Source organism: Streptomyces sp. NRRL S-244, assembly GCF_000717915.1.
Lineage (GTDB): Bacteria > Actinomycetota > Actinomycetes > Streptomycetales > Streptomycetaceae > Streptomyces.
Genome location: NZ_JOCX01000002.1, coordinates 261,075 through 285,030, shown reverse-complemented (window position 1 = coordinate 285,030; position 23,956 = coordinate 261,075). Strand labels below are relative to the sequence as shown.

25 protein-coding genes are annotated in these 23,956 nt (G+C 72.1%); 17 read left to right on the top strand and 8 right to left on the bottom strand.

From position 1 onward, the window contains the following. Nucleotides 1–31: 31 nt before the first annotated feature. On the bottom strand, nucleotides 32–1,105 hold the full coding sequence (locus IF02_RS0103600; protein WP_234318076.1) for a beta family protein: 1,074 nt from the start codon (nucleotides 1,103–1,105) through the stop codon (nucleotides 32–34). 220 nt (nucleotides 1,106–1,325) lie between these two features. Between IF02_RS0103600 and IF02_RS0103595 the strand changes: the two genes are divergently transcribed. The 3 genes from IF02_RS0103595 to IF02_RS0103585 all read left to right on the top strand — a co-directional run bounded on the left by IF02_RS0103595 (nucleotide 1,326) and on the right by IF02_RS0103585 (nucleotide 4,353). Then, complete coding sequence (locus tag IF02_RS0103595; protein WP_030153730.1) at nucleotides 1,326–2,432, top strand: acyl-CoA dehydrogenase family protein; 1,107 nt, start codon at nucleotides 1,326–1,328, stop codon at nucleotides 2,430–2,432. Beyond that, nucleotides 2,429–3,415 carry an aldo/keto reductase gene (locus IF02_RS0103590; RefSeq protein WP_030153729.1) on the top strand — a complete coding sequence of 329 codons (987 nt, stop codon included), beginning with the start codon at nucleotides 2,429–2,431 and terminating at the stop codon, nucleotides 3,413–3,415. Before IF02_RS0103595 ends, IF02_RS0103590 begins: the two co-directional genes overlap by 4 nt. Nucleotides 3,416–3,543: 128 nt before the next feature. Next, nucleotides 3,544–4,353 carry an AfsR/SARP family transcriptional regulator gene (locus IF02_RS0103585; RefSeq protein WP_030153728.1) on the top strand — a complete coding sequence of 270 codons (810 nt, stop codon included), beginning with the start codon at nucleotides 3,544–3,546 and terminating at the stop codon, nucleotides 4,351–4,353. 83 nt (nucleotides 4,354–4,436) lie between these two features. Here IF02_RS0103585 and IF02_RS0103580 read toward each other — a convergent pair whose 3' ends face one another. The 3 genes from IF02_RS0103580 to IF02_RS0103570 form a co-directional block, all read right to left on the bottom strand. Continuing rightward, nucleotides 4,437–4,937 (bottom strand): flavin reductase family protein, encoded by a 501-nt coding sequence (locus IF02_RS0103580; RefSeq protein WP_267880899.1) that lies wholly within the window; start codon nucleotides 4,935–4,937, stop codon nucleotides 4,437–4,439. 160 nt (nucleotides 4,938–5,097) lie between these two features. After that, the gene (locus tag IF02_RS0103575; protein WP_030153725.1) at nucleotides 5,098–5,718 is read right to left on the bottom strand and encodes a hypothetical protein; all 621 of its coding nucleotides are present in this window, start codon (nucleotides 5,716–5,718) and stop codon (nucleotides 5,098–5,100) included. A gap of 156 nt (nucleotides 5,719–5,874) precedes the next feature. Then, the gene (locus IF02_RS0103570; protein WP_051695608.1) at nucleotides 5,875–7,128 is read right to left on the bottom strand and encodes an MFS transporter; all 1,254 of its coding nucleotides are present in this window, start codon (nucleotides 7,126–7,128) and stop codon (nucleotides 5,875–5,877) included. Nucleotides 7,129–7,364: 236 nt separating this feature from the next. On the opposite strand from IF02_RS0103570, the gene IF02_RS0103565 reads away from it, so the two are divergent. Further along, complete coding sequence (locus IF02_RS0103565) at nucleotides 7,365–8,570, top strand: acyltransferase family protein (RefSeq protein WP_234318074.1); 1,206 nt, start codon at nucleotides 7,365–7,367, stop codon at nucleotides 8,568–8,570. Nucleotides 8,571–8,672: 102 nt separating this feature from the next. Here the strand turns inward: IF02_RS0103565 and IF02_RS0103560 are convergent, their stop codons facing one another. From IF02_RS0103560 to IF02_RS0103545, 4 genes are all read right to left on the bottom strand, one after another. Further along, nucleotides 8,673–9,299 carry an NADPH-dependent F420 reductase gene (locus tag IF02_RS0103560; RefSeq protein ID WP_030153722.1) on the bottom strand — a complete coding sequence of 209 codons (627 nt, stop codon included), beginning with the start codon at nucleotides 9,297–9,299 and terminating at the stop codon, nucleotides 8,673–8,675. A gap of 89 nt (nucleotides 9,300–9,388) precedes the next feature. Beyond that, nucleotides 9,389–10,423 (bottom strand): beta-ketoacyl-ACP synthase III, encoded by a 1,035-nt coding sequence (locus IF02_RS0103555; protein WP_051695605.1) that lies wholly within the window; start codon nucleotides 10,421–10,423, stop codon nucleotides 9,389–9,391. A gap of 188 nt (nucleotides 10,424–10,611) precedes the next feature. Then, complete coding sequence (locus tag IF02_RS0103550; protein ID WP_199809164.1) at nucleotides 10,612–11,475, bottom strand: helix-turn-helix transcriptional regulator; 864 nt, start codon at nucleotides 11,473–11,475, stop codon at nucleotides 10,612–10,614. Between the two features lie 56 nt (nucleotides 11,476–11,531). Then, on the bottom strand, nucleotides 11,532–12,335 hold the full coding sequence (locus IF02_RS0103545) for a thioesterase II family protein (protein WP_051695600.1): 804 nt from the start codon (nucleotides 12,333–12,335) through the stop codon (nucleotides 11,532–11,534). A gap of 136 nt (nucleotides 12,336–12,471) precedes the next feature. Between IF02_RS0103545 and IF02_RS0103540 the strand changes: the two genes are divergently transcribed. From IF02_RS0103540 to IF02_RS0103480, 13 genes are all read left to right on the top strand, one after another. Next, nucleotides 12,472–13,332, top strand: coding sequence for a helix-turn-helix transcriptional regulator (locus tag IF02_RS0103540; RefSeq protein WP_030153717.1), 861 nt, complete (start codon nucleotides 12,472–12,474; stop codon nucleotides 13,330–13,332). A gap of 171 nt (nucleotides 13,333–13,503) precedes the next feature. Further along, nucleotides 13,504–13,746 carry an acyl carrier protein gene (locus tag IF02_RS0103535; protein ID WP_030153716.1) on the top strand — a complete coding sequence of 81 codons (243 nt, stop codon included), beginning with the start codon at nucleotides 13,504–13,506 and terminating at the stop codon, nucleotides 13,744–13,746. A 132-nt stretch (nucleotides 13,747–13,878) separates the two neighbouring features. Then, entirely contained in the window at nucleotides 13,879–14,499 is a 621-nt protein-coding gene (locus IF02_RS0103530; protein WP_030153715.1) for a hypothetical protein, read from the top strand. Then, nucleotides 14,492–15,421, top strand: a complete 930-nt coding sequence (locus tag IF02_RS0103525) for a hypothetical protein (RefSeq protein ID WP_078621839.1) — start codon at nucleotides 14,492–14,494, stop codon at nucleotides 15,419–15,421. The genes IF02_RS0103530 and IF02_RS0103525 overlap by 8 nt, the downstream gene beginning before the upstream one ends. Nucleotides 15,422–15,434: 13 nt before the next feature. Next, nucleotides 15,435–15,653, top strand: coding sequence for a tautomerase family protein (locus tag IF02_RS0103520; RefSeq protein ID WP_030153712.1), 219 nt, complete (start codon nucleotides 15,435–15,437; stop codon nucleotides 15,651–15,653). Nucleotides 15,654–15,694: 41 nt separating this feature from the next. Next, nucleotides 15,695–16,549 (top strand): AfsA-related hotdog domain-containing protein, encoded by an 855-nt coding sequence (locus IF02_RS0103515; RefSeq protein ID WP_051695597.1) that lies wholly within the window; start codon nucleotides 15,695–15,697, stop codon nucleotides 16,547–16,549. Next, the gene (locus tag IF02_RS0103510) at nucleotides 16,546–17,247 is read left to right on the top strand and encodes an HAD family hydrolase (RefSeq protein ID WP_030153710.1); all 702 of its coding nucleotides are present in this window, start codon (nucleotides 16,546–16,548) and stop codon (nucleotides 17,245–17,247) included. Before IF02_RS0103515 ends, IF02_RS0103510 begins: the two co-directional genes overlap by 4 nt. Further along, nucleotides 17,244–17,873 carry a hypothetical protein gene (locus tag IF02_RS0103505; RefSeq protein ID WP_030153709.1) on the top strand — a complete coding sequence of 210 codons (630 nt, stop codon included), beginning with the start codon at nucleotides 17,244–17,246 and terminating at the stop codon, nucleotides 17,871–17,873. Before IF02_RS0103510 ends, IF02_RS0103505 begins: the two co-directional genes overlap by 4 nt. Next, on the top strand, nucleotides 17,870–19,609 hold the full coding sequence (locus IF02_RS0103500; protein ID WP_030153707.1) for a GH3 family domain-containing protein: 1,740 nt from the start codon (nucleotides 17,870–17,872) through the stop codon (nucleotides 19,607–19,609). The genes IF02_RS0103505 and IF02_RS0103500 overlap by 4 nt, the downstream gene beginning before the upstream one ends. 68 nt (nucleotides 19,610–19,677) lie before the next feature. Further along, nucleotides 19,678–20,532, top strand: coding sequence for a class I SAM-dependent methyltransferase (locus IF02_RS0103495; protein WP_030153706.1), 855 nt, complete (start codon nucleotides 19,678–19,680; stop codon nucleotides 20,530–20,532). Between the two features lie 2 nt (nucleotides 20,533–20,534). Continuing rightward, the gene (locus IF02_RS32955; RefSeq protein ID WP_051695594.1) at nucleotides 20,535–22,037 is read left to right on the top strand and encodes a hypothetical protein; all 1,503 of its coding nucleotides are present in this window, start codon (nucleotides 20,535–20,537) and stop codon (nucleotides 22,035–22,037) included. After that, nucleotides 22,034–23,215 (top strand): hypothetical protein, encoded by a 1,182-nt coding sequence (locus IF02_RS0103485; RefSeq protein WP_030153703.1) that lies wholly within the window; start codon nucleotides 22,034–22,036, stop codon nucleotides 23,213–23,215. Before IF02_RS32955 ends, IF02_RS0103485 begins: the two co-directional genes overlap by 4 nt. Further along, entirely contained in the window at nucleotides 23,212–23,955 is a 744-nt protein-coding gene (locus IF02_RS0103480) for a DUF6182 family protein (RefSeq protein ID WP_037835411.1), read from the top strand. Before IF02_RS0103485 ends, IF02_RS0103480 begins: the two co-directional genes overlap by 4 nt. Nucleotide 23,956 lies beyond the last annotated feature (1 nt).

Genomic DNA, 23,956 nt, shown 5'->3' with positions numbered 1-23,956 from the left:
GAAGGCGGTCCCCCGCCACGGGGGACCGCTGTCACGGACCTGGGTGCCCCAACGCATGGAGGTCGGACGTAACCACCGCCAGGTGATGCGAGGTTGCCCACGCCCGCCATTCCGTTCCACCGCCGGCTTTAGGCCTCTGTCGCATCGCGCACTCGTTCAGACGTGCGTCACCCCATGACGTTCGCGCCCCTGTCGCGGGCCAGTACGGAGACGCGACCAGGTCGGCACTCAGGGTGAAAAAGTCATCGTTTCCGGAGCGGACTCGCGGATAGACGAAGACCTGCCAGGCATCTGGCGTCGTGTATCGCATGTTGGGATCAGGCGTCCCACGAGAATGCGTCGGCATCCGTGGATGGGTCACACCGAAGTCACCGAAGTCCGGCAACCTCCCGCGGCATCCGCTCAAGACTCGCCGCCAGAGCTCCGCATCACGCCGAGCTACCGTCGTCGACCGCCCCCTCGGAAACCCGGTCAGGTTGGCGGGAAACGCTCCGGCGGCAACACACTCACGCCGCCAACGCCACGGAGAGAGCGTCGTGAGCGCGGCCAGAGCGCGGTCGGCCAATCGGTCTCTCACGATGCTGGAATCCACCGGCCCGGCATCAATGAGCAGGTCGACCTCTTCCGGATCCAGTTGAAGAACCTTGAGCAGCCCCCGGATCTGTCCGTGGCCGGGAAGACGCTCCGGCATGCCGGCGGCAACGGACACACGCAGGCAGACACCACTCTGGTGCAGAGCGATCGCCTGTGAGGCCTCCGCCAGGACGTCTCGCGAGTCCGTGTACCGGATGACCGGGCACATGGCCACGCCTCGGAGGGCGAGAGACTCGCTGAGACGGGCCATGGGGCCACCGGCGTCACCCTCAAGGACTCGTGCCGTTGGCAGGGCGCCGCAGTCCACAGTCAGGACGGCACCCTTCGGCACGGCGTCCATCGCACGGTCGCAGAAGGTCTCGAGCACATCCCGCACGTCCGGGTCAGGGACCAGCTCCATGACGGGGCGGATGCACGAGCGAACCGCCGGCGTGACGTGCTCAAGCGCCGAGAACTCCCCCGCCTTGCCCTTGAGTATCGGAACGTATGCCAACGGCTTCCCCCAGCGCACTCAGCACCAGCCAATGGATATCTCGCTCACTCCCACCAGAGTGTGACGAGAACTCGCCATCGCAGATAGAGATACAAATCAGCCGCAAGGCTGATTTGTATACCGAATCAGCGGCACCTCCACGCAGTTGGGTCTGACCTGGCTCGAGGGGGGTGCGAGTGGGGGTTGAGGGGGGTGTGGGATGGTCCGGCCGCTCATCGGTGTCTTTTGAGGAGGCAGGATGGTTACGGGGACCGGGCTTGTTGAGCGGGCCGGGGGGTTGGGCGAGTTGGGGCGGCGGCGGGCTGCCGATGCGGAGGAGCAGCGGCGGCTCACTCCCGATGTGGTGGCTCTGATGCTGGAGAGCGGGTTCGCCCGGCATTTCGTGCCCGTACGGCTCGGTGGGGTCGAGGGCGGTTTCAGTGAGTTCGCCCGGGCCGTTGCCACCGTCGCCGAGGGGTGTGCGGCCACCGCTTGGTGTGCTTCCGTCGCGGCCAGTCTGGCTCGGGTGGCCACCTGTCTGCCGGAGGAGGGGCAGGCTGACGTCTGGGGCGGCGGGGCCGATGTTTTCGTCGTCGGGTCGCTTTCGCCCGTGGGCAAGGCCGTGCCGGCCCCGGGCGGGTGGCGGGTGTCCGGGAGCTGGGCCTACATCAGTGGCGTCGACTATTCCGACTGGGTCGTGGTGTGCGCCGTCCTGCCCGGGGGCGGGGGCGCGCGGTTGTTCGCCTTGCCTCGGGGGGCTTATGCCGTCAAGGACACCTGGACCGGGTCCGGGATGCGGGGTACCGGGAGCAATACGGTCATCGTCGATGACGTGTTCGTCCCCGAGTCGCGGAGCGCGGACCGGCAGCGGCTGTCCGACGGCCACACCGTGCCGATCCAGGCCGTGAACGGGCTGTCGTGTGCGCCCGCGGCCCTCGGTGCCGCGCGCGGCGCGCTCAAGCTGTGGACCTCCGACACCGCCCAGCGGCTCGCGCGCGGCGGCGGGCGGGTGGGGGGTCCCGGGCCGGCCCTCAGTACGTACGAAGCCGTCCTGACCCGCAGCTCCGGTGAGATCGACGCCGCGATGCTGCTGCTGGAGCGGGCCGCGTCCGTCGCCGACCGGGGCCCCCGGATCTCCGAAGAGGAGATCGCCCGCAACGTGCGCGACTACGCGCTGTCCACCGAGCTCCTCGTCAGCGCCGTCAATCGGATGTTCTCCGCTTCCGGTACGTCCGGGCAGAGCACCGGGAGTCCGCTGGAGCGGGCCTGGCGGGACGTCAATTCCATCGCCACGCACATCGCCCTGACCTTCGATCCGGCCGCTGTCCTTTTCGCGTCCCGTCCCTTTGCCCTGGAGGCAGCATGACCGACGTCCCCACCCGACACCTCGGCGAACTGGCGGTTTCCGCGCAGGGCCTGGGCTGCATGGGCATGAGCCACGGCTACGGCGCCACCGACGACGCGGAGTCGGTCGCGACCCTGCACCGCGCCCTCGACCTCGGGGTGACCCTGCTGGACACCGCCGACTTCTACGGCAGCGGGCACAACGAGGAGCTGATCGGCCGGGCCGTCGCCGGGCGCCGCGACCGGGTCGTGCTGGCCACGAAGTTCGGCTTCGCCAACCGGCTGGGCGAGCCCACCCTCGTACGGGGCGACGCCGCGTACGTACGGCAGGCCTGCGAGGCGTCGCTGCGCCGGCTCGGTGTCGACCACATCGACCTCTTCTACCAGCACCGGGTCGATCCGCAGGTCCCGATCGAGGAGACCGTCGGCGCCATGGCCGAGCTGGTGCGGGCCGGGAAGGTACGCCACCTCGGCCTGTCCGAGGCCGGTGCGCAGACCATCCGGCGGGCGCACGCGGTGCACCCGATCGCCGCGCTGCAGAGCGAGTGGTCGCTGTGGTCCCGCGACCTGGAGGCGGAGATCGTCCCGGTGTGCCGCGAGCTCGGCGTGGGCGTGGTCCCGTACGCACCGCTCGGGCGGGGCTTCCTGACCGGCCGGTACGGCTCGGTGGAGAAGCTGGCGGAGAGCGACGTACGGCGCGGGCACCCGCGCTTCGCCGACGGCAACCGCGAGCGGAACCTGGCGATCGTCGCGAAGCTGGACGAGCTCGCCGCGGCGAAGGGGGTCACGGCCGGCCAGCTCGCGCTCGCCTGGGTGCAGCACCGGGGCGAGGACGTGGTGCCGATCCCCGGTACCCGGCGCCAGCGCTACCTGGAGGAGAACCTCGCGGCCCTGGCCGTCGAGCTGTCGCCCGAGGACCTCGCCGCGATCGAGGCCGCGGCCCCGCCCGGGGAGATCGCGGGCACCCGCTACGACGCGACCGGGCTCACCTTCGTCAACGGCTGAGCCTGCGCCCCCGAGTTCCCGTCCGCCCGCCTGCTCCTGCGCAGGCGGGCGGACGCATATGAGAACTTCATGTCCGTCCGTGCACTCGTCACTGGTCGCCCGCTCAAGTCGGCTGCGATGCTGAGTCCATGGAATTCGGAGTTCTCGGACCGCTCGAAGCCCGTATGAACGGCATGTCCATCGCACCGACCGCCGGAAAACCGCGCCAGATCCTCGCGCTGCTCGCCATCCGCGAGGGACGTGTCGTACAAGTGGAAACGCTGATGGCCGAATTGTGGGGCGATGCCATTCCCCGCAGTGCCGCCACCACGCTCCAGACCTACATCCTCCAATTGCGCCGCAAACTCACGCAGGCCGGCGTGCAGCAGCAATCCGGCCGTAGCGCCAAGGACGTACTGGCGACCTGTTACGGGGGTTACCGGCTGGCTCCCGAGGAGTTCTCCCTCGACCTGCTGACCTTCCAGCAGCTGGTGCGCACCGGCGGCCGGACGATGGCCGAGAACGACCCCAGGACGGCCTCCGAGCAGCTCGGCCGCGCCCTGGACCTGTGGCGCGGCCCGGCCCTCACCGACGTCCCGATCGGGGAGGTCCTCAGTACGGAGGTCATCGGCATGCAGGAGGAACGCGACTGGGCGCTGGAGATGCGCCTCGAAGCCGACCTCAGCCTCGGCCGGCACGCGGAGATCATCGGCGAGCTGCGCATGCTCGTGAGCCGGCAGCCCCTGCACGAGACCCTGTCCGCCCAGCTGATGACCGCCCTGTACCGGGCCGGGCACCCCTGGCGTGCGCTCGACGCGTTCCAGGCGCTGCGCCACGCGCTCATCAACGAGCTGGGTGTCGAACCGTCGCCGCGGCTCCAGCGGCTGCATGAGGCCATCCTGGCCAACGACACCGGCCTGCAGGCCCCTTCCTCCACCCTGCATGCACTCTCCGCCTAGGCGATGGGGGGCGCGGTCGCGCCGTACGCACGACGGAGCTCCTGGCAGACACCGTGTCCGCCAGGAGCTTCGTCGTTGCGTCATCAGTACTGGACGGCCAGCCGGCGGTCCGGCTCCCACCGGCCGAACTCGCCCTGCTGGTAGAGGGCGGCCGCGCCAGGGAAGGTCTCGCTCTCGTCGATCCGCCCGATGAGCAGCAGGTGGTCGCCCGCCTCCACCGTCTCCACGAGCGTGCAGCCCGCGTAGGCCACCGCGTCCTCGGTGAGTACGGGAACGCCCGCCAGCCCGCCGCGCCAGGCCACCGCGTCGAACTTGCGCGCCGTCTTCCCGGCGAAGGTCAGGGCCTTGTCCCGGCCCCGGTGCGCCACGAAGTTCATCGCGAACACCCCGGAGGCCAGGATCGCGGGCAAGGTCCGGGATCCCTTGCCCACGCACAGCAGGAGCAGGGGCGGCGCCGCCGAGACGGCGGAGAACGCGTTGCAGGTGAAGCCGGTCGGTTCGCCGTCCTCGCCGAGTGCGGTGACGATCGCCACGGGGGTCGGAAAGGAACCGAAAACCTTACGGAAGGTATCCGTGTCCAGCATGATGGCCACTCCGTCGAGTCAGTTACGGGACTTTCCCGCTGTATGCGCCGCACTATCGACGAAGTGGCTTGAAACCACCTGGACGGGAACTCGGCCGGAACCCAAGCGTCCCTTGAGTCGCCGAGCCGCCAAGCCGCAGAGCCGCCAAGCCACCAAGCCGCTACGCGGGCTCGTCCACGGACATCACCAGCCCGGCGGCCGCCAGGTAGCCGACGATGTCCTCGGTCACCTGCGGGGGCAGCGGCAGCGCGGCCGAGACCGCGGTGAGCGTGGTCGGCCACGCGAGGGTCATCGCCACCCACGCCGCCTCCTGCCGGTGCAGGACGACGCGGTGGGGGGAGCGCTCGGACTCCAGGACGCATCCGGTGCCCGACTCCGGCACGGTGAAGGCCACGTGCCGGGGCAGGCATACGCGGCGCTCACCGGCAGGCCGGATCAGGACGAACGAAGCCGCCGACGACAGCGGGACCACGGACAGCAGCGGCCCTTTCAGGTCGTCCACGCCGAGCGTGCGCACCACGAGGTGTGACAGCTTGCTGAGCGCCGGCAGGGTGAACGGGCACTGGTCCTCGGGCTCGCTCAGGGCATTGGCCAGCAGGACCGGCCCGAGCTCCATCCTCCGCAGTACCTCGCGCACCGCCGGGCTGGGCCGGTCGAGCCGGTCCTGGCCCCAGCGGCTGGTGAGCAGGAGTACGTCGCCGCCGGCCCCCTGATCGACGATCACGTCCTCGGACAGCGACCAGAGATGGAAGGTCTGGACACCCCCGGTCGTATACCGCATGTTGCACCTCTCTAGCCGGGCGGAGGTTTTCACGAGTATGGCCGCGCGCCCGAGCCCCACGACAGGTCGTGTGCCATACGGCCACCATGAATTCCTCACGTCGCCCCCAAGGGGCCCGTCACACGAGCCTGGTCGGGATACGTGAACGCGTCGTGATCAGGAACGTACGGACTGCGGGGCCTCTCCCCCGGTCCGGCCGAAAGCAGCGGTCATCACCATCGCGGCGAGCGCGAAGGCGCCGGCCACGGCCATCGCCAGGCGCGGGCCGTTGGAGTCGATGATCAGGCCGCCGATGAACGAACCCACACCGATGGCCCCGTTGAAGGCGGCGACGTACAGCGACGAGGCGGCCTCGCTCTCCTCGGGGACGAGCCGCATGACCCAGGTCTGCAGGGCGACCGGGAGCGCCGCGTAGAGCACGCCCCAGCACACCAGCATCGTGATGACGAGCGGGCCGCTCGCTCCGCCCGCGTACATCACCCCCATGACGACGGCCAGCAGTCCGGTGCAGGCGATGATGCTCGTCCGCAGGGCCCGGCCGACGACGGCGCCCGCGGCGAAGTTCCCCGCCAGTCCGGCCGCGCCGAAGACCAGGAGCAGCGCGCCGACGAGGGACGCCCGGACGCCGGTCACCTCCTGCAGGAAGGGGGCCACGTACGTGAAGGCGAGGAAGTGGCCGCTCATGATCAGCGCGGTGACGCCGACCGCGACGCGCAGCGCGCGGTGGCGCAGTACGTGCAGGAGCGCGGCCAGGCTGCCGCTGCCCTTGGCGGGCAGGGCGGGCATGAACAGCAGGCTCGCCGCCAGGACGAGGAAGCCGAGGAAGCCGACGCAGACGAAGGCCGCGTGCCAGCCGGCGGACTGGCCGACGGCGGTGCCGAGCGGGGTGCCCGCGACGGAGGCGAGGGAGATGCCGCCGAGGACCACCGAGGTCGCGCGGACCGCGTGCCGCTCGGGGACCAGCCGTACGGCGATCGACACGGCGATGGACCAGAACACCCCGTGCGCCAGGGCCACGATGAGGCGGGCGGTCAGGAGCAGCGCGTAGCCGGAGACGGCGGCGGCCATGAAGTTGCCGGCGACGTAGAGGACCATCAGGCCGACGAGCAGCCACTTGCGGTCCACGCGGCCGGTGAGCGCCGTCAGAGGTGCGGCGGTCACCGCGGCGAGCACCGCGAAGCCGGTGACGAGGAAGCCGGCCGAGCCGAGGGAGACCTTCGTGCCCTCCGCGATGGAGGGGAGCAGGCCGATGGGCAGGGTCTCCGTGGTGACGAACGAGAAGACGCCGAGGGCCAGTCCGACCACGGCCAGCCAGGACCGCCAGGGCGAGCCCGGTGGCGCGGCCGCGGGGGTCGGGACTTCCGTCTCCGGGGGCGTCGTGCTGCTCTGACTGGTCACGCTGGTGGACATGGTTGCTCCCGGGTCGAGGAATATGCGCGAAGCGAGAAATAGCGCCAGGTGACGCTCGGATTTCGAAAGGCGGAAACGTCCGCAGGTGAATTTTCCCGTGCCCACGCCTACGGAGGAAGTGCCTCCGGCTCCTGGTGGTGGCACCAACCGGATAAGTACGCCCCGGCAATTCAGCCGTGTCTCGGGTAGCTTTCCTGGCGTCTTTCCCAGCATTCCTCTTCTGAAGGAGCAGCATCGTGTCGACGGACAGAATGCGTACCCGGGTGACCCGCCTCGACACGCTGACCGGGTTGCGCTTTCCCGCCGCCTTCGTGGTGTTCCTGTACCACGCGGCACTCCTGGGCTTCCTGGGCGTCCCCTGGCTGAGCAGCAGCTCGGCCGTCACGACGTACTACGACGCCGTGGCCCACGCCGGCGCCCTCGGCGTCACGTTCTTCTTCGTGCTCAGTGGCTTCGTACTGACCTGGTCGGCCCGGGACACCGATACCGCGCCGCGCTTCTGGCGGCGCCGCTTCCTCAAGATCGTCCCGAACTACGTGGTCGTCTGGGCGCTGGCCATGCTGGTGTTCGCGGCGCCCATCACGGACATGACGATCGGCGTGCTCAACCTCTTCATGGTCCAGGTCTGGTACCCGGACTTCGCGATCAACTTCGGGGTGAACCCGGCCGGTTGGTCCCTGGGCGTCGAGGCCGTCTTCTACCTCCTCTTCCCCGTCCTGCTCCACTGGATCAAGAAGATCCCGGCCCGCCGGCTGAACCTCTGGGTCGTGGGCGTCGTCGCCGGCATCATCGCGACGCCGCTGCTCTCCACGCTGCTGGTCCCGGCCGGGGCGATGATGCCCACCGAGCCCGACACCTCGATCAACCAGTACTTCTTCTCCTACATCCTGCCGCTGCCCCGGGTACTGGACTTCGCCCTCGGCATCCTCGTGGCCCGTTCCGTGATGGCGGGACGCTGGCGCAACATCGGCATGGTCTGGTCCGGCGTCCTGCTCGCCGCCGCCTTCGCCCTGGGCTACTTCGTTCCGCCCATCTACGCGACGCGCGCGGTCTGCGTCGTCCCCGCCGCCCTCCTCATCGCGGCCGGCGCCATCGCGGACGACGAGGGCAGGTTCACGCTCTTCCGCAACCGCGCGATGGTCTGGCTCGGCGACATCTCGTTCGCCTTCTACCTCGTGCACTACACGGTGATGGTCGCGGTGTGGAAGCTGCTCGGCAGCCACTCGTACGCGAACCCGGCGGCCGTCGGGCTGATGGCGCTGGCCTTGGGCGTCGCGATCCTGGCCTCGTGGGCGCTGTACACCCTGGTCGAGCGGCCGATCACGCGGCGCTGGTCGAACCCGAAGAAGAAGCTCGTGGCGGCCGCCCTTCCCGCCGCCGAGCCCCGGCCCCTCGCGGGCCGGGGAGCGGGCGAGCGGGTCGGCTCCTCCCCCACCGCATGAGCGCGGGTCCGTAGAACGGGTACGCAGGACAGGCACGTGGGAAACGGGACCGCCTGCCCCGTCCGGCTCCGGCCGGAGGGGGCAGGCGGTCCCCGTCGTACGTCAGAGGCCGGCCGCGGCGCGCAGGCCCGCGGCCGTGGAGGCGAGGCCGAAGAGCGCGCCGCCGGGATCCAGGGCGGCCGACTCCCCCAGCCCGCCGACATGGACCGGTACGAAACCGGCGTCGTGCACCAGGGTCTCGGTGACCTCCCGGGCCGCGGGGTCGTCGGAAGCGGTGCCCATGCCCCAGAAGTGCCGCTGCCCGGTGCCGCGCGACCACAGCAGCTCGTCCGGGAAGTGGCAGAACGCGCGGGCGAGCGGGCTGTCGGGCAGCCGCTCGGCGGTCCGGCTCCCCCGGGTGGCGCCCGGTCCGAGCACCGAGATGAACAGTCCGTCTTCCGAGACGCCGATCGGGCTGGTGGCGTCGATCACGGTCTTTCCGGCCAACGGGCCCGCCAGCTGCTCCAGGAGGCCGTCGAGGGCCGGGTGCGGGACGGACAGCAGGACGACGTCGTTCGCCCGGACCGCCTCGGCGTACGTCGCGGCCCGCGCCCGCTCGCCCAGCGGTGCGACGAAGGAGGCGAGCCGGCCCGGATCCCGGGAGCCGAACGTCACGCGGTGCCCGGCCGCCACCCAGTGCCGGCCGAGCGGGCGGCCGATGTTGCCCGCGCCCAGGATGCCGATGTTCATGGGGTACTCCTCGCTTTGCGTTGTCCGTACGTACGGCGTCGGCCGCCGGTCACGGTGACCGGCGGCCGACTCTGGGGTGGTTGGTCGTGTCAGTACGCGGTGATCTCGGGCCAGACCAGGGCGGTCGAGCCCCAGGTCACGCCGCCCCCGAAGGCACTCATCAGCACGCGGTCGCCCGGTGTGACCCGGCCCCCGGCGACGGCGTCGGCGAGGGCCAGCGGGATGGAGGCGGCCGAGGTGTTGCCGACGCGGTCGAGGTTGACGACCGTCCGCTCCCGCGCCATGCCGAGCTGGTCGGCCACGGCGTGCAGGATCCGTACGTTCGCCTGGTGGCCCACGAACCAGTCCACCGAGTCCGCCGCCCATCCGGCGCGGTCGAGCATGGCCTGGGAGGAGGCCGCCATACGGGTCACGGCGTGCCGGAAGACCGGCTTGCCCTGCATGGTGAAGTACGCGTCGGCGGGGTCCGGTTCGGGCCCGTCGGCCGCGGCCGCGGCCGAGCGCTGCCGCGAACCGCCGCCCGGGACGATGATCAGGTCCTTCAGCGAGCCGTCGCTGCCCAGGTCGTACCCCAGCAGCGCACCGGGCTCGGTGGGGTCACCGGCCCGCAGCACCACCGCTCCGGCGCCGTCGCCGAAGATGACCGACGTGGTGCGGTCCTCGGGGTTGAGGATCGTCGAGTACGTCTCCGCGCCGATGACCAGGACGCGCTCCGCGATGCCGGCGGCGATGGCGCCCGCAGCGGAGGCCAGCCCGTAGACGAAGCCGCTGCACACCGCGGCCACGTCGTACGCGGGCACGCCCTCCAGGCCCAGCCGGGAGGCGACTTCGGGAGCCGTCGCCGGGCACGGGTGGTCCGGAGTGGTCGTGGCGAGCACCACCAGGTCGACGTCCCCGGAGCCGGCCGACTTCAGCGCCCGCTCGCCCGCGGCCACGGCGAGGTCGCCGGTGGCGGTGCCCGGGTCGGCCCAGTGCCGCTGGGTGATGCCCGTACGGGTGCGGATCCACTCGTCCGAGGTGTCCATGGTCCGCGACAGCTCCTCGTTGGTCACGACGCGGGGCGGGACGAACGTCCCGAGCCCGGCGAGGACCGCCGTCCGGCCGTGGGGCAAGGCATGAGTCAAGGGAGGCCTCCATAGTCGCCGGTGCGGGACGCCGCTACCGGGCACGGTGGAACGGGCCGCTCTCCGCGCGGGGGCAGGCCACCCGACGATTCTGCGGCGGCGGCCGGAACCCATCCAGACCGTGCCGCCGGTGGTGGTGGGACCACCACCCTCGCCTCCGCCCCTCGCCCCCGCCCCTCGCCCCTCCCCTACGACCAGGCCGACACGGGCCCGGCGGCGCCCGGCGGGAGGTACACCAGGAGGCGGGTGCCGGCGGCTTCGTCCAGGTCCATGGTGAAGAGCACGAAGGAGACGCGGCCCTCGTGGGGGTGGTCCACCTCCACGGTCGTCGGCCCGAACTCCTCGACCTCGTGGCGCTCCCACAGCTCGGCGAACCGCGGGTCGCTCCCGGCCAGTTCGTCGGCGATCTCCTCGTACCGCGGATCGTCGGCCCCGTACGAGGACTGCAGGCGGAACCGGGCCGTCATCCGGCGGGCCAGCTGCGGCCGGTTGAGGTACCGCTCGCCGTGGGATCCGGTGAACAGGCTGGTCAGGAAGTTGTCGTTGCCGTCGCGGCCCAGGCGCAGCGCCTCGGCGGCCGGTTCGTTGACCGCGAGGACCTCCCAGTACCGGTCGATGACGCAGGCGGGCCCCAACAGCTGGGTGTCGACCATCCGTTGGAAGAGCCCGGAATCCGGGAGGTCAGGGGCCGAGAGCGGCAGCGGGGGGTTGGCGTCCGCGAGCCGGTACAGGTGCACCCGCTCGCGTTCGCTGAAGCGCAGGGCGCGGCTGATCGCGTCGAGTATCCCGTCGGAGACCTTGATGGGGCGGCCCTGTTCCAGCCACGCGTACCACGACGCGCTCACCCCGGCCAGGACCGCGACCTCCTCGCGGCGGAGCCCGACCCGGGCGCGCCGGGCGGCCGTCGCCAGTCCGACGTCCTCGGGGGAGAGTGCCGCCCGGCGGGTCCGCAGGAAGTGCGCCAGTTCGGTGCGCTTCTTCTTCGTACGGTCGTTGCGCTCGGTACGGTCGTTGCGGTCGTTACGGTCGTTGTGGTCGGTCCCTAACGGCATGGCGTCCATACCGCCCGAAGGTAGGTCACACCCCGACGCGGTGTCAGCGGCGGGAATCACACGGTTCGGTTTTCCACCGCCCCGAGGATGGTCCCCAACTCGGCGAAGAACAGGTCCTTGTGCTCCCGGTTGAAGAAGTGGCCCCCCGGGAGGGTGCGGAACGAGAACGGCCCGCCCGCGTGCACGCGCCACGCCTCGGCGTCCGCCGCGGGCACGAGCGGGTCACGGCTGCCCAGCAGTACGTGGACCGGGCAGGGCAGCGGCCGGTGGCCGTCCTGCGGGTGCCGGTAGGTGCCGCATACCCGCAGGTCCTCGCGGAGCCGTTGGACGACGGTGCTCATGCGGACGGGGTTCTCCCGCAGCAGCCGACCGGCTCCACCCAGGCCCAACAGCAGCTCGAGGGAGGCTCGATCCGATAGCCCTACGGTCAGGTCGGGCGCAGCCTGGACATGCGGCGCACGGTGGGCCCCGGCCACGAAACAGGCGGGCGGGCGCCTTCCGGCGGCGATGTGCCGCTGTGCCACGCCGTAGGAGACCAGCGCTCCCATGCTGTGTCCGTAGAAGGCGTAGGGCTCGTCGAGGAAGGGGGTCAGCTGCCTTGTCACCTCGCGTACGAGGTCGTCCATCGTGCTGACGGCACCGGGGACGTCGGCCGCGGGCGCCGACCTGGGGGGCATGGACACCGGCACCACCTCCACGCCGCGGCCGAGCCATTGCCCCCAGCCCGAGAAGGACCATGCGCTGCCGCCCGCGTGATGGAAGCAGAACAGGCGCAGCCGGGTCGATTCGTTCTTCGCCGGGATGCTCTCCGCCGTACCCGCTGCCCTGGCAGCCGGGATGTTCGCCGCTGTGTGGAACATGCCGCCAGTGTGGCGGGCGATTCCGGCGGGAGGGAGTGTCTGTCGAACGGGGTGGTGCCACCACCACCGGTGAGCCTGCCAGCCGGGCGCACCACACCGAAGTTTTCTTCAGTCGGAAAGAGAAAGAGGTCGAGGAATGCAGACGACTGCATCCCCTCCGGTATCAGGACTTTTACGGCGGACGCGGCTGCGGCATTTCCTGCGGGCGCGCAGGGAGCAGATCACGCCGGAGGAAGTCGGTCTGGTGAACGTGGAGCGCAGACGTACGCCGGGGCTGCGGCGCGAGGAGGTCGCGGCTCTGGCCGGGGTCGGGGTGTCCTGGTACACCTGGCTCGAACAGGGCCGGGACATCAACGTCTCCGAAGGCATCGTGAATGCCGTCAGCAATGCGCTGCGGCTCGGGGACGTGGAGCGCACGTACTTCTACCGGCTGGCGGGCCACAATCCGCCGCAGCCCACGGCGGGCCGTCGGTGGGACAGCGAGTACGCGCGGATGAACGCGCTCGTCGAGGGGTGGTCGCGCAATCCGGCGTACATCACGGACCGGTACGGGCGGATCGAACTGGCCAGTCGTTCGGCCCGCTCCCTGTTCCGTATCGAAGCCCGCGGTGACAACTGCGTGCTGAAGTTCTTCACCGAGCCGTCGACGCGCGAGAAGTATCCCGAGGCGGACGAGGTGGGGCGCGGTCTGGTCGCCCAGTTCCGGGCGCAGTCGGCCCGTTTCCCGGAGGACCGGGAATTCGGCCGGATCGCCGAGCGGCTGAGCGAGCGCAGCCCGCGCTTCGCCACGCTGTGGGACTGTCACGAGGTGGTCGGCCCGAACCAGAGCCGGCGCAAGATCGCGCTCCCGCAGGCCGGGGTGCGGGTCTTCGACCGCGTGGTGATGAGCGTGCCGGAGAGCCCAGAGTCCCTGCTGACCCTGTATGTCGCCCGGCCCGGGGCGGAATCGGCCGCGCGTCCGCGCGAACTGGTCGGCTGCCATGCCGAGGCCGCCTGATTCCCATGCCGGTGGTGTTCGCACCACCATGATCAGGAGACACTTCCTCCGCCCGTTCCCGGAACCCATGATGAATCCGTGGGACGCGGAGGAAATTCGATCCGCTGAATTCACCAGCTCCGATCCCGCAACGCGAAAGTCGGCGTTCCAAGTGATTCACGGAGGATTCTCATGGATGTTTCGATCGTCACCCGGGTGATAACGGTCCTGGGCGAGCTGGACGTGCCGACGGCGGATGTTACGCCGGACACCACGTTCGAGGCGATGGAGATCGACTCGCTGCTGCTGGAGGAATTGGCGCTGCGGTTGCAGAAGACGTTCGGCGTCGAGATCGAGATGGGTGAACTCGTCCCCGAGCAGACCGTCGCGGAGGCGGCCGCGGTGATCGCGTCCAAGGGCGTCACCGTCGCCTGACGCATTCCCCCCCACCCCCGCACCCCCCATCCCCGCACCCCCCATCCACTCATCCCTCATTCCCTGAGCCCCCCACGCTCTCTCCCCCCACCACACATTTCCGATTCACGTTGTCATCGAAAGGGCACACCCATGTCTTCCACCCTGCTCGTCCTCAATGAAGTAACCGTGGCCCCGGGCCGGCTGGACCAGGTCCTCGCCGAGTGGAGCCGGCTGAACCAGAAGGAGCCGGTGGCCGGCCGCGCGCTGTACGTCAGCGTGGACGACGGCAACGTCCTGGAGATCACGCCGGTCAAGGAGCTCTCCGAGCTCGACGGCCTGAACGCCGGCTGGAAGCAGCTCTGGGAGGCCGTGTCGGGTGACCTCGTCACGGACTTCCGGCGCCACCTCCTGGAGTTCGTCGAGGCGCCCAAGGACACCGCCGACCCGCTGCCGCAGACCCCGTACGTGCAGCTGCGCTACATCGAGGTCAAGCCCAGCGAGTACGCCGCGTACCGCGAGTGGCGCGAGAACACCATCTTCGACGTCGTCCGGCGCGCGGACGAGGTGAAGACGTTCCTGGCCTACCACTCGCTGATCAGCTCGCAGCCGGGCGTGATGTTCGTGTCCGGCTTCGAGGTCGAGCCGGCCGAGTACCAGGCGGTGTTCACCTCGCCGGAGTACCAGGAGATCGTCCGCCAGGCGGGCGACCGCTACATCGTGGGCGGCGAGAGCGGCCTGTACACCCGCGTCTACAAGCGCGCCGATGTCTGAGAGCGGTCTCACCGCCGGTACGACGACCCGTACGGCACCCCGTACGGCACCCCGCCCCCCGGCCGGGCTCGCGACCCCGAACCGCACGGAGACGTACGAGCTCGCCCTGACGACCCAGGGGCCGCTCTACCCGCCGAGCGAGGTCATGGACGGCGAGGGCAACTTCGTGGTGGTGGGCATGGTCAACCGGCCCACCACCGCCGGCGGGGCCGCGCCCGAGTGGGGCGCGGCCGTGGTCTCACCGGCCAGCCCGGTTCCCGAGTTCGGCCGCCTCGCCCCCTACACGGTGGTGCGCGAACTGGACACCGACCCCGACGGGGCGGACCGGGACCTCGTGCTCCACACCCTGCCGCTGCCCCTGCCGTGCAACAACTACCCCATGGTGTTCGCGCCGGAGCAGCTGCCGGACGCCGCCCGCGTCGAGCGGCCGAGCCACGCCTTCCACCAGGTGCCGATCCCGGACCTGCGTGCGGAGGACGGCCCCAAGGTCGTCGAGCCGGTGACGTTCGGCCGGTGGATGGAGGCGAGCGGGACCCTGGAGGTCGCCGTCACCCCGGACGGCCGGTCCGGGACGTTCGACTTCGACTTCTCCCGCCTCGTACCGGACAGCGTCTACACGGTGATGTCGCTGCGCGCCCGCGACCTGGATCCGGCGGGCCCGACCCGGCCGGGACCGCTCGGGGTGCCGAACGTGTTCGTCACGGACGCGGACGGCTCCGGCCGCTACCACGCCACGATGCCGGACCCGTTCCCCGACCCGGAGCTGCCCGGCGCCAACCGGATCATCAACGTCGTCGTGCTGTGGATGAGCTACCAGCGCAGCTACGGCGGCGCCATCGGGGAGTTCGGCCTCGGCGGGGACATCCACGCCCACCTCAAACTGCGCGGCCCGTCCTTCCAGGACCTGCGCACCACACCCTGAGAGGTCCCATCCCATGCCCATCATCTCCGTCACCACCTGGGACGGCCAGGACGACGCCCAGTGCCGGGAGCTCATGGAGGAGCTGACCCGGACCGTCAGGAAGGTCACCGGAGCCCCCCTGGACAAGATCACGGTCTACGTCCAGGAGGTGCCGCGCAACCGCTGGGCGGAGGGCGGGGCCCTGGGCAGCGACCCGGAGTTCCCGGTGCTGAGCCGGCGCCTGACCGAATGACGTGACCCCCACCACCACCCGAACAGGAAAGGTCGAAAGCCATGTCCGTGCCCATGCCCCATGAGTCGTCCCAGGCCACCGATGCCAAGCCCGGCACGCTGTTCCTCGTGGGCGACGTGTTCGCCGAGTTCGCCCACCACGACGGCGTGTTCACCGTCTCCCAGCTGGCGCGCCTGATCAGGAACGGGACGTTCCCCGAGAGCGCCGAAGGCGCCGACGGCGTCCGCGTGAGCGTGGGGCAGGGCGTCTCCCTGTTCGACGTCCAGTTCATACGCGACACCCTGGCCCGGCGCGGGCTCGCGGACCTGGTCGTCATCGACGACCAGGCGCTGCACACCCGCGCCGGCCGGGAGATCGCCCACAAGCACCGTCCCGAGAACGTGCTGATCTCGGCTCCGCGTCCGGTCGGCGCCGACTGGTACGAGGCGGACCTGCTGGTCGACGGCGACAACGAGGTGATGTCCGACCACCTCACCGGACAGCACATGCAGGGGATGCTGGCCACCGAAGCCGGCCGGCAGATGTTCATCGCGGTGGCCGAGCAGTTCTACCTGCCGCCCGAGGCGGTGGGGAGCAGCTACTTCGTCATCGACTCCTTCGCCACCCGGTACCGCAACTTCCTCTTCCCGCTCCCCGCGGTGGTGCGCTGCCGCGTCCTCGCCCACCGCACCCCGCACCGCACCCGGATGACCTTCCACTGCGAACTCTCCGTGAGCCAGGGCGGTTCGGAGACGGCGGGAATGGAGGTCCGGTTCACGGCCTTCGACACCCAGGTCTCCCACGCCAAGGAGACGCGGGCGGCGCAGCGGTCCCTCCAGGACGGGGTGGCGCTGGCCGCGGCGGCGGCCGCCGCGGAGGCTGCGGCTCCGGCGCGCGCGGAGGTCCGTACGTCATGACCGGCCACACGCCCGGGCCCGGGCCCTACATCGTCTTCAGCGACGTCGACGAGACGCTGATCACCGTCAAGAGCATGTTCGACTTCCTCCACTACCAGCTGGTGCGCCGGCACGGCCCGGCCGGGGAGGAGGAGTACGAGCGGATCACGGCGGTGATCGGCCGGCGGGCCGCCGCCGGGGCGCCCCGCGAGGAGATCAACCGCTTCTACTACAGCCACTACGCGGGCGAGTCCGTGGAGACGGTCACGCGGCTGGCGGACGACTGGTTCACCGAACGCACCGCCTCCACCCGGGGCTTCTACATCGACTCCACGCGCCGGGCCCTGCGCGGCCACCGGGCCGCCGGCGCGCCCCTGGTCCTGGTCTCGGGCTCGTTCCCGCCGCTCCTGGAACCGCTGGCGCGCGAACTGGGCGCGGAAACGGTCCTCTGCACCCGTCCGCTGATCGAGGACGGCCGCTACACCGGCGAGGTCGGTACCCCGGTCATCGGCGAGGGCAAGCGCGCCGCGGTCCTCGCCCTCCTGGCGGCGCGGCCCGCCGTCGACCCGCGCGACTGCTTCGCGTACGGGGACCACGTCTCCGACCTGCCGATGCTCGAACTCGTGGGGCACCCCGTGGCCGTGGGCGAGGACGCCGAGCTGCGCGAGCGGCTGGCGCGGCTCTCCCGGCGGCGCTCCGAGACGATCGCCGTCCGATGAGCGGGCGCCGGTTCCACGTACTGCTGGGTCCCGACGGGGCCGGCAAGTCCTCGGCCATGGGGCGTCTGGCGCCCATGCTGCCCGAGTGGCGGATGGTGTCGACGGACCGCGCGTTCGTCGCACCCGAGCACGCCCTGATCACCGAGCTGCGGCGGGACGTGCACGACCACCTGCTGCCGGGCCTCGGCACCGCGTACTCGGTGGACTTCATGGCCAGCGTGCTGCAGACGGCCGTGGTCCACCTCAGGGACCAGGTGCGGGAGACGGACCCGCGGGTTCCGGTGCTCGTGGACTCGTACTACTACAAGATCCTGGCGAAGTGCCGGATGGCAGGGGTCCAGGACAGCCGGATGTACTCCTGGTGGCGCTCCTTCCCGCAGCCCAGCGGGGTGGTCTTCCTCGACGTCTCCCCCGGGTCCGCCTGGCGCCGCAGGGGAGACGGCGCACGGCTCAACGCCCTGGAGCACGACGGGCAGGACGGGAGCTGGGCGGAGTTCGAGAGCTACCAGAGGAACCTGCGGAAGCTGCTGCTGGAGGAGGTGCGGGAGTTGCCGGTGACGATGCTGCCGGAGCAGCCCGACGCCGACCGGGCGGCCGAAGCCGTACGGGAGGTGCTGGCCTCGTGAACGCCTCGTCCGTCTGGCACACCCCCGGCCACACCGGCCGCTACCGCGAGCGCGTGTTCGCCGCGCGCGAGCGGCTGGCCGCCGAGCACGCCGATCTGCGCGGGATGCAGCAGCGCGTCCTGACCGATCTGGTGGGCTTCAACGCCTCCACCCGGTTCGGCAGGCGGCACGGCCTCGGCCGCGTCCTCACGGTGGACGACTTCCGCGAGGCCGTCCCCGTACGCGACTACGCCGACCACGCCGACCTCATCGAGCGGACGGCCGCCGGGGAGCGGAACCTGCTGTCGGCCGACGCGCCCGCCGTCTACTTCACCAGCAGCGGCAGCACCGGAGCGCACAAGAAGGTGCCCGTCACCCCGCGCTTCATGCGGACGACCTTCATGCCGTTCTACTTCGCGGCCTGGGCCCCGCTGATCGAGCACTTCCCCGACGTACTGGACCGGCCCGACGCCGTCCTCAACCTCAAGCACGATCCGCTGAGCGCCCCGCCCACCACGGGCGACGGCCGGCCCCATGTGGGCGCCAGCCAGGTGGACTTCGGGGCCCGGTTCGGCGAGCCCCTCTCGGCCGAACCCGGCACGGGCGCACCGTGGGCGGCGCTTCCGGTGCCGACCGAGCCCGGCGACCACCTGGAGCGGGCGTACCTGCGGCTCCGGCTGGCGGTGCAGAGCGATCTGCGCGCGCTGATCGGCATCAATCCGGCGATGGTCGCCGCCGTCCCGTACCAGCTGAACCTGTGGTGGCCGCGGATCGTGAAGGAGGTGCGGGACGGCACCCTCGGCGGTCTGCCGCACCGGGCGCCGGACCCCGGGCGGGCCGCCGAACTCGAACACCTCGCGGAGTACTTCGGCACCGTACGGCCCGCGCACGTGTGGCCCCGGCTGCGGGCGATCTTCTGCTGGACGACCGGGGTGGCCTCGCTGTACCTGCCCGCACTCCGGGAGGAGTTCGGCCCCGGCGTCACCGTGCTGCCGGCGCCGGTGGCCGCCTCGGAGGGCCCGGTCGGCGTGGCGCTGGACCGGCACGCCTCGGCGGGCAGCCTCGTCGCGTCGGCCTCGGTGTACGAGTTCGTGCCGGCCGATCAGGATCTCGCCCCGGACTCCGCCACGCTGCTGCCGCACGAGCTCGAAGCCGGCCAGGACTACCACGTGGTCTTCAGCCACGTCGGCGGGCTGTACCGGTACGCCGTCGGTGACGTGGTCCGCGTCGTGGACCTGTCCGGCGGGGTCCCGCGGCTGGAGTACGCGGGCCGGGGCGGCCGGTCCGACGCGGCGGGTGAGCGGCTGCGGGACGCGCAGGTGGTCCTGGCCCTGCACACGGCCCTGGGCTCCGGCGGACTCGCACTGCGCAACGTGGCGTGCCGGGTCGAACCGGCGGCCGGTGCGACGACCGGACCGGCGGCCGGTCCGGCGGCCGGTCCGGCGGAGCACGGGGCCCCGCGCTACGTGTTCGCCGTCGCCCCGCGCAGCCCCTGGCACGCGGCCGAGACCGTACGTTTCACCGCCGCCCTGGACCGTTCCCTCGCGGCGCAGTCCGCCGGGTACGCACAGGCCCGGGCGGCCGGCCGGCTGGCCGCCCCCGCCGTACGCCTGCTGGACGCCGAGGCGTTCGACCGCGACTGGCACGAGGCGGTCGCCACCGGCATCCGCCCGACGCAGGTCAAGGACCGCCTCTTCCGGCAGGACGACGCCCTCTGGGAGCGCCTGACCCGGGACCCCCACGCCCCGCTCGCCTGACACCGCTCCCACCCCACCCCACCGCACCTCGGCCGTCCGGCACCCGCACCCCCGTACAAGGAGCCACCATGCCCGTGCTCAACCCCGTCGAACGGACCGCCCTGCTCACCGCCGCCCTGCGGGCCGCCGAGACCCGCCGCCCGGACCGGCTGTACGAGGACCCGTACGCCGCCGGACTGGTCGGCGAGGCCGGCCCGGAACTGCTCGCCGAGATCCGGGCGGCGACCTTCCCGCCCGACCGGCCGCGCACCCTGCCCAGCACCCCGGACTACAACGCCATCCGCACCCGGTTCTTCGACGACCTGCTCCAGGAGGCGGCCCAGGACCCGGGGACGCCCCAGCTCGTGCTGGCCCCGGCCGGCATGGACTCCCGCGCCTACCGGCTCCCGTGGCCCGGGCACATCCGCTACTTCGAGGTGGACCGCCCTGCGGTGCTCGACTTCAAGGCGGAGCGGCTGCGGGGAGCCGAGCCGCGGGTCGACCACCGTACGGTCGCCGTCGACCTCACCGCCGACGACTGGGAGGACCGCCTCATCGCCTCCGGCTACGACCCCGCCGTCCCCTCGGCGTGGCTGTTGGAGGGGCTGCTCTACTACATCCCCGAGGCCGACGCGCACCGGATGCTGGAGCGGGTCGCCGCGATCTCCGCACCCGGGAGCCGGATCGCCGCCGACATCGTCAACCGGGCCGCCCTGACCCTCCCCCACATGCGCGGCCTGCTGGACGTCTTCGCCGGCTGGGGGTGCCCGTGGGTGTTCGGCACCGACGAGCCGGAGGCCCTGTTCGAGCAGTACGGGTTCGACGTACGAGCCGTGCAGCCGGGCGAGCCCGAGGCCGACTTCGGGCGGTGGCCGGACCCGGTGCCGCCGCGCGGGGTGGAGGACGTACGGCGGGTGTTCTTCGTGCACGGCCGGCGTCGCTGACCATGGCGAGCATCGTGATCGCGGGCGGCGGCACGGCCGGCCTCGCCCTGGCCCTCGCGCTCGGCGGGCGCGGCCACCGGGTGCGGGTCCTGGAGCGGAGCGAACCGCCGCCGGACGGGCCGCTCGTCAAGAGCGCCGAGCTGTGGGAGCGGCCCTCGGTCCCCCAGGCCGGGCACGACCACATCCTGAACGCGCTCGGCGTGCGCACGCTGCGTTCCTGCGCACCGGCCGTGCTCGACGCGGCGCTGGCGGAGGGGGCCCGGCTCGCCGATCTCACCACCGCGGCGCCGCCGGGTCCCGTGGAGCCGGGGGACGAGGAGCTCGTCACGCTGCTCGTCCGCCGCTCCGTCCTGGACCTCGTACTGCACCGGGCCGTCGGGGCCCTGTCCGAGGTGACCTTCAGCCACCGGACCACGGTCGCCGGAGTGCTGACCGCCCCGTCCGGGCCGACGGGCCTGCGGGTGACGGGGGTCGTCACGGACGGCGGCGAGCGGATCCCCGCCGACCTGGTGGTGGACGCGTCCGGCCGCCGGTGCGCGTCCCGCGCCTGGCTGGCCGCGGCGGGCCTGCCGGCCGCGGGCGATCTGACCGGTCCCAGCCGGCTGCACGCCTTCGGCCGCTTCTACCGGCTGCGCGACCCCGGCGGCCCGCCGCCGGGCCCGCTCAACCGGGGCAACGCGGCCGGCGGCATCTGGGACCACTACTCCGCCGTCCTGCACCCGGCGGACAACGAGGTCTTCGCCGTCACCTTCGGCGCCCTGCCCGGCGACCGCGCGATGGCGGCCCTGCGCACGCCCGCCGCCTTCACCGCCGCCTGCCGCCTCTCGCCGTACCTGGCCGACTGGGTCGACGAGGACGTGGCGGAGCCGCTCGGCCCGGTCCGGGCCATCGCGATGCCGCCGAACATCCTGCGCGGCGCCGGGCCCGGCCGGCAGCGTCCGGTCGCCGGGCTCCTGCGGGCCGGGGACGCCGCCTGCGTCACCGATCCGATGTTCGGCCGCGGCCTGTCCCTCGCCCTCGCGCACGCCTTCCGGCTCGCGGACCTGATCGGGGAACACCCGGCGGTGGACGAGTGGTTGGGCCTGGCCGCCGCTGAACTGGCCGACCGCGTCCTGCGGCCCTGGTACGAGCAGGGGGTGCACGACTCCTGGTCGCGTGCCGATCGGTGGCGGGCGGCGGCCGGAGCGCCGCCGTTCCCCGGGCCCGGCCGGCCGGGCGAGCGGCCCGTGCCGCCCGTGTCCGGGGCGGTCCGGGCGGCCGCGAGCGCGGCGGCGGCCACCGACCGCGCCGTATGGCGGGGCACCACCCGGATCGGGTCGGGCCTCGCCACCCCCGCCGAGGTCTTCGCCGACCCGGAGTTCCTGGCCCGCGTACGGGCGGCCGGGACGGACGCCCCGGCGCCGTCCGGCCCGCGGCCGCCGACGTACGCGCGGCTCCGCCGAGCCATCGCCGCCCACGCCCCCGACCGAGCCCACGCGCACGCCCCGGACCGGGAGGAAGGATGAACGTGCTGCCCCGCAAGAACGTCCTGCTGGCACCGGTCACGGTCACCCCCACCAAACCGCTGACCCCCAGCCACCTCAAGGGCCTGCTGTGGACGGACGTGATGTTCCGGGCCACCGCCCCGCTCGCCGCGGTGACGTACCGCTACAGCCACACCACCTACCACGTCACCGAACAGACCGTCGGCTTCTGGGAGTACCTCGACCGCACCCACGGGGAGACCGACTACACGCAGCTCTCCGAGGAGGAGATCGGGGACCTGTACGTCCGCTACCGCTCCTCGGAGCAGCGCCAGGGCGCCGAGGTCCTGCGGCCCTACCGGGACGCCGTCGAGCACAGCGGCTGGGTGCACCCCGCGAGCGAGCGGATGCTGCGGCTGTGGGCCGGGCACTACGAGCGGCTGGGGATGCACGACCCGGGCCTGCGGGAGCACCAGCCGCCCGGCCTCGGGCTGGAGGAGATGATCGAACGGCTCGGCGCCGTGGGCCTGGTCCTCGACCAGCGGCACTGCGGGGGCCCCGTCTACCTGGACCTCACCCGGTACGGGATGCCGCTGCGCCGGATCGTCACCGCGGACGGCCGCCCCAACTACCTCGCCTGCGCGCTGCGCGAGCTGCTGCCGCTGGTGCCCTGGTACGACGAGGTGGTCCTGCTGTACGACCGCGAGCTCGACGCGGACTACCGGCTGCTCCACCGGGTGCTGACCAGCCTGGGGCCGCCGGTGCGCCGGGTGCCCATCGGCCGGGTGCCCATCGACGGCAAGATCACCTCGGCCCGGCACGGCGGCTGGCGCGACCACACGGCGGGCGCGCTGCTGCGCGCCTCGGCCGGGACGGCCGACGCCGCGGACGGCCACGGCGACGACGCGCTCCGGCTCGGCATGCGCCTGTACTTCATCGCGACCCTCGGCCCGGGGGAGCAGCAGTCCTTCCGCCACGACCTGCTGCGCCACTGCCTGGCCGTGGCCGCCCGGCTCCTGAGGCGCTCGGGGTCCGGGTCCGGGTCCGGGTCCGGGTCCGGGTCCGGGTCCGCGACGACCGCTGCGGGCGATCTGTCCGAGGCGCTGGAGCGGCACCGGCGGGGCCATGCGTACGTCGACCCCTACCGGCTGGCCTGCTCGCTCCTCGGCAAGGGCCGCCCCGCTCCCGATCCCGCACTCCTGTCGGCGGTGTTCCTGTGACCCCCTTCCCCCTGTCCTCCGCGGCCCTGCTCAAGTCGGCCGCGGACCGCGTCCGGTCCGCCCGCCCGGAGCTCGCCGACGGGCTCGACCTGTCCAGCGCGCAGGCCCTGCGCGCCGTCCGGGCCGGACTCCACGGCGGCCGCACCGCACCGACCGACGAGGTGCTGGCCGTGGTCGTCATCGGCCGGCTCGACCTGCCCCGGTGGGTGCGCGAGACCTGCGCCTTCGCCCTCGCGCTGGCTCCCGCGGAACGGGAGGCGTGGCGGCGCTCGTTCACCCGTACCGTCTACCTGGCCGGCAGCCCGTCCAACCTCCGCGAGCGGTTCGCCTTCGACCACGTCGCCGGAGACGACTCGCTCGCCTGGGCCGGGCCCGCGCCCGGCGCGCGGACGGCCACGCTGCGCCGGCTGCTCAAGGCCTTCGAGGCGGCGGACGAGCTGACCGCGCAGCGGTCGGCCATCGTGACCGTGCCCGGCCGTGCGGACACCCGTCCCCCGGCCCACCGCGAGCTGTACATCGCCACCGCCAAGGTGTCCGTCACCGAGGCGCTCGTGCACGTCAACCACCTGCTCGCCGAGGCCGTCCTGGACGGGCTGATCGGTCCCGGAGACCGCTTGACGCTGCGGTTCGTACCGCGCCTGACCGGTCTGGGCGCGCAGCTGGCCATGTTGCGCGTCGACACCGACGTCCACCGCTCGGACGAGCTCCAGGCCTATGCCGGACTGACCACGGAGGTCTGAA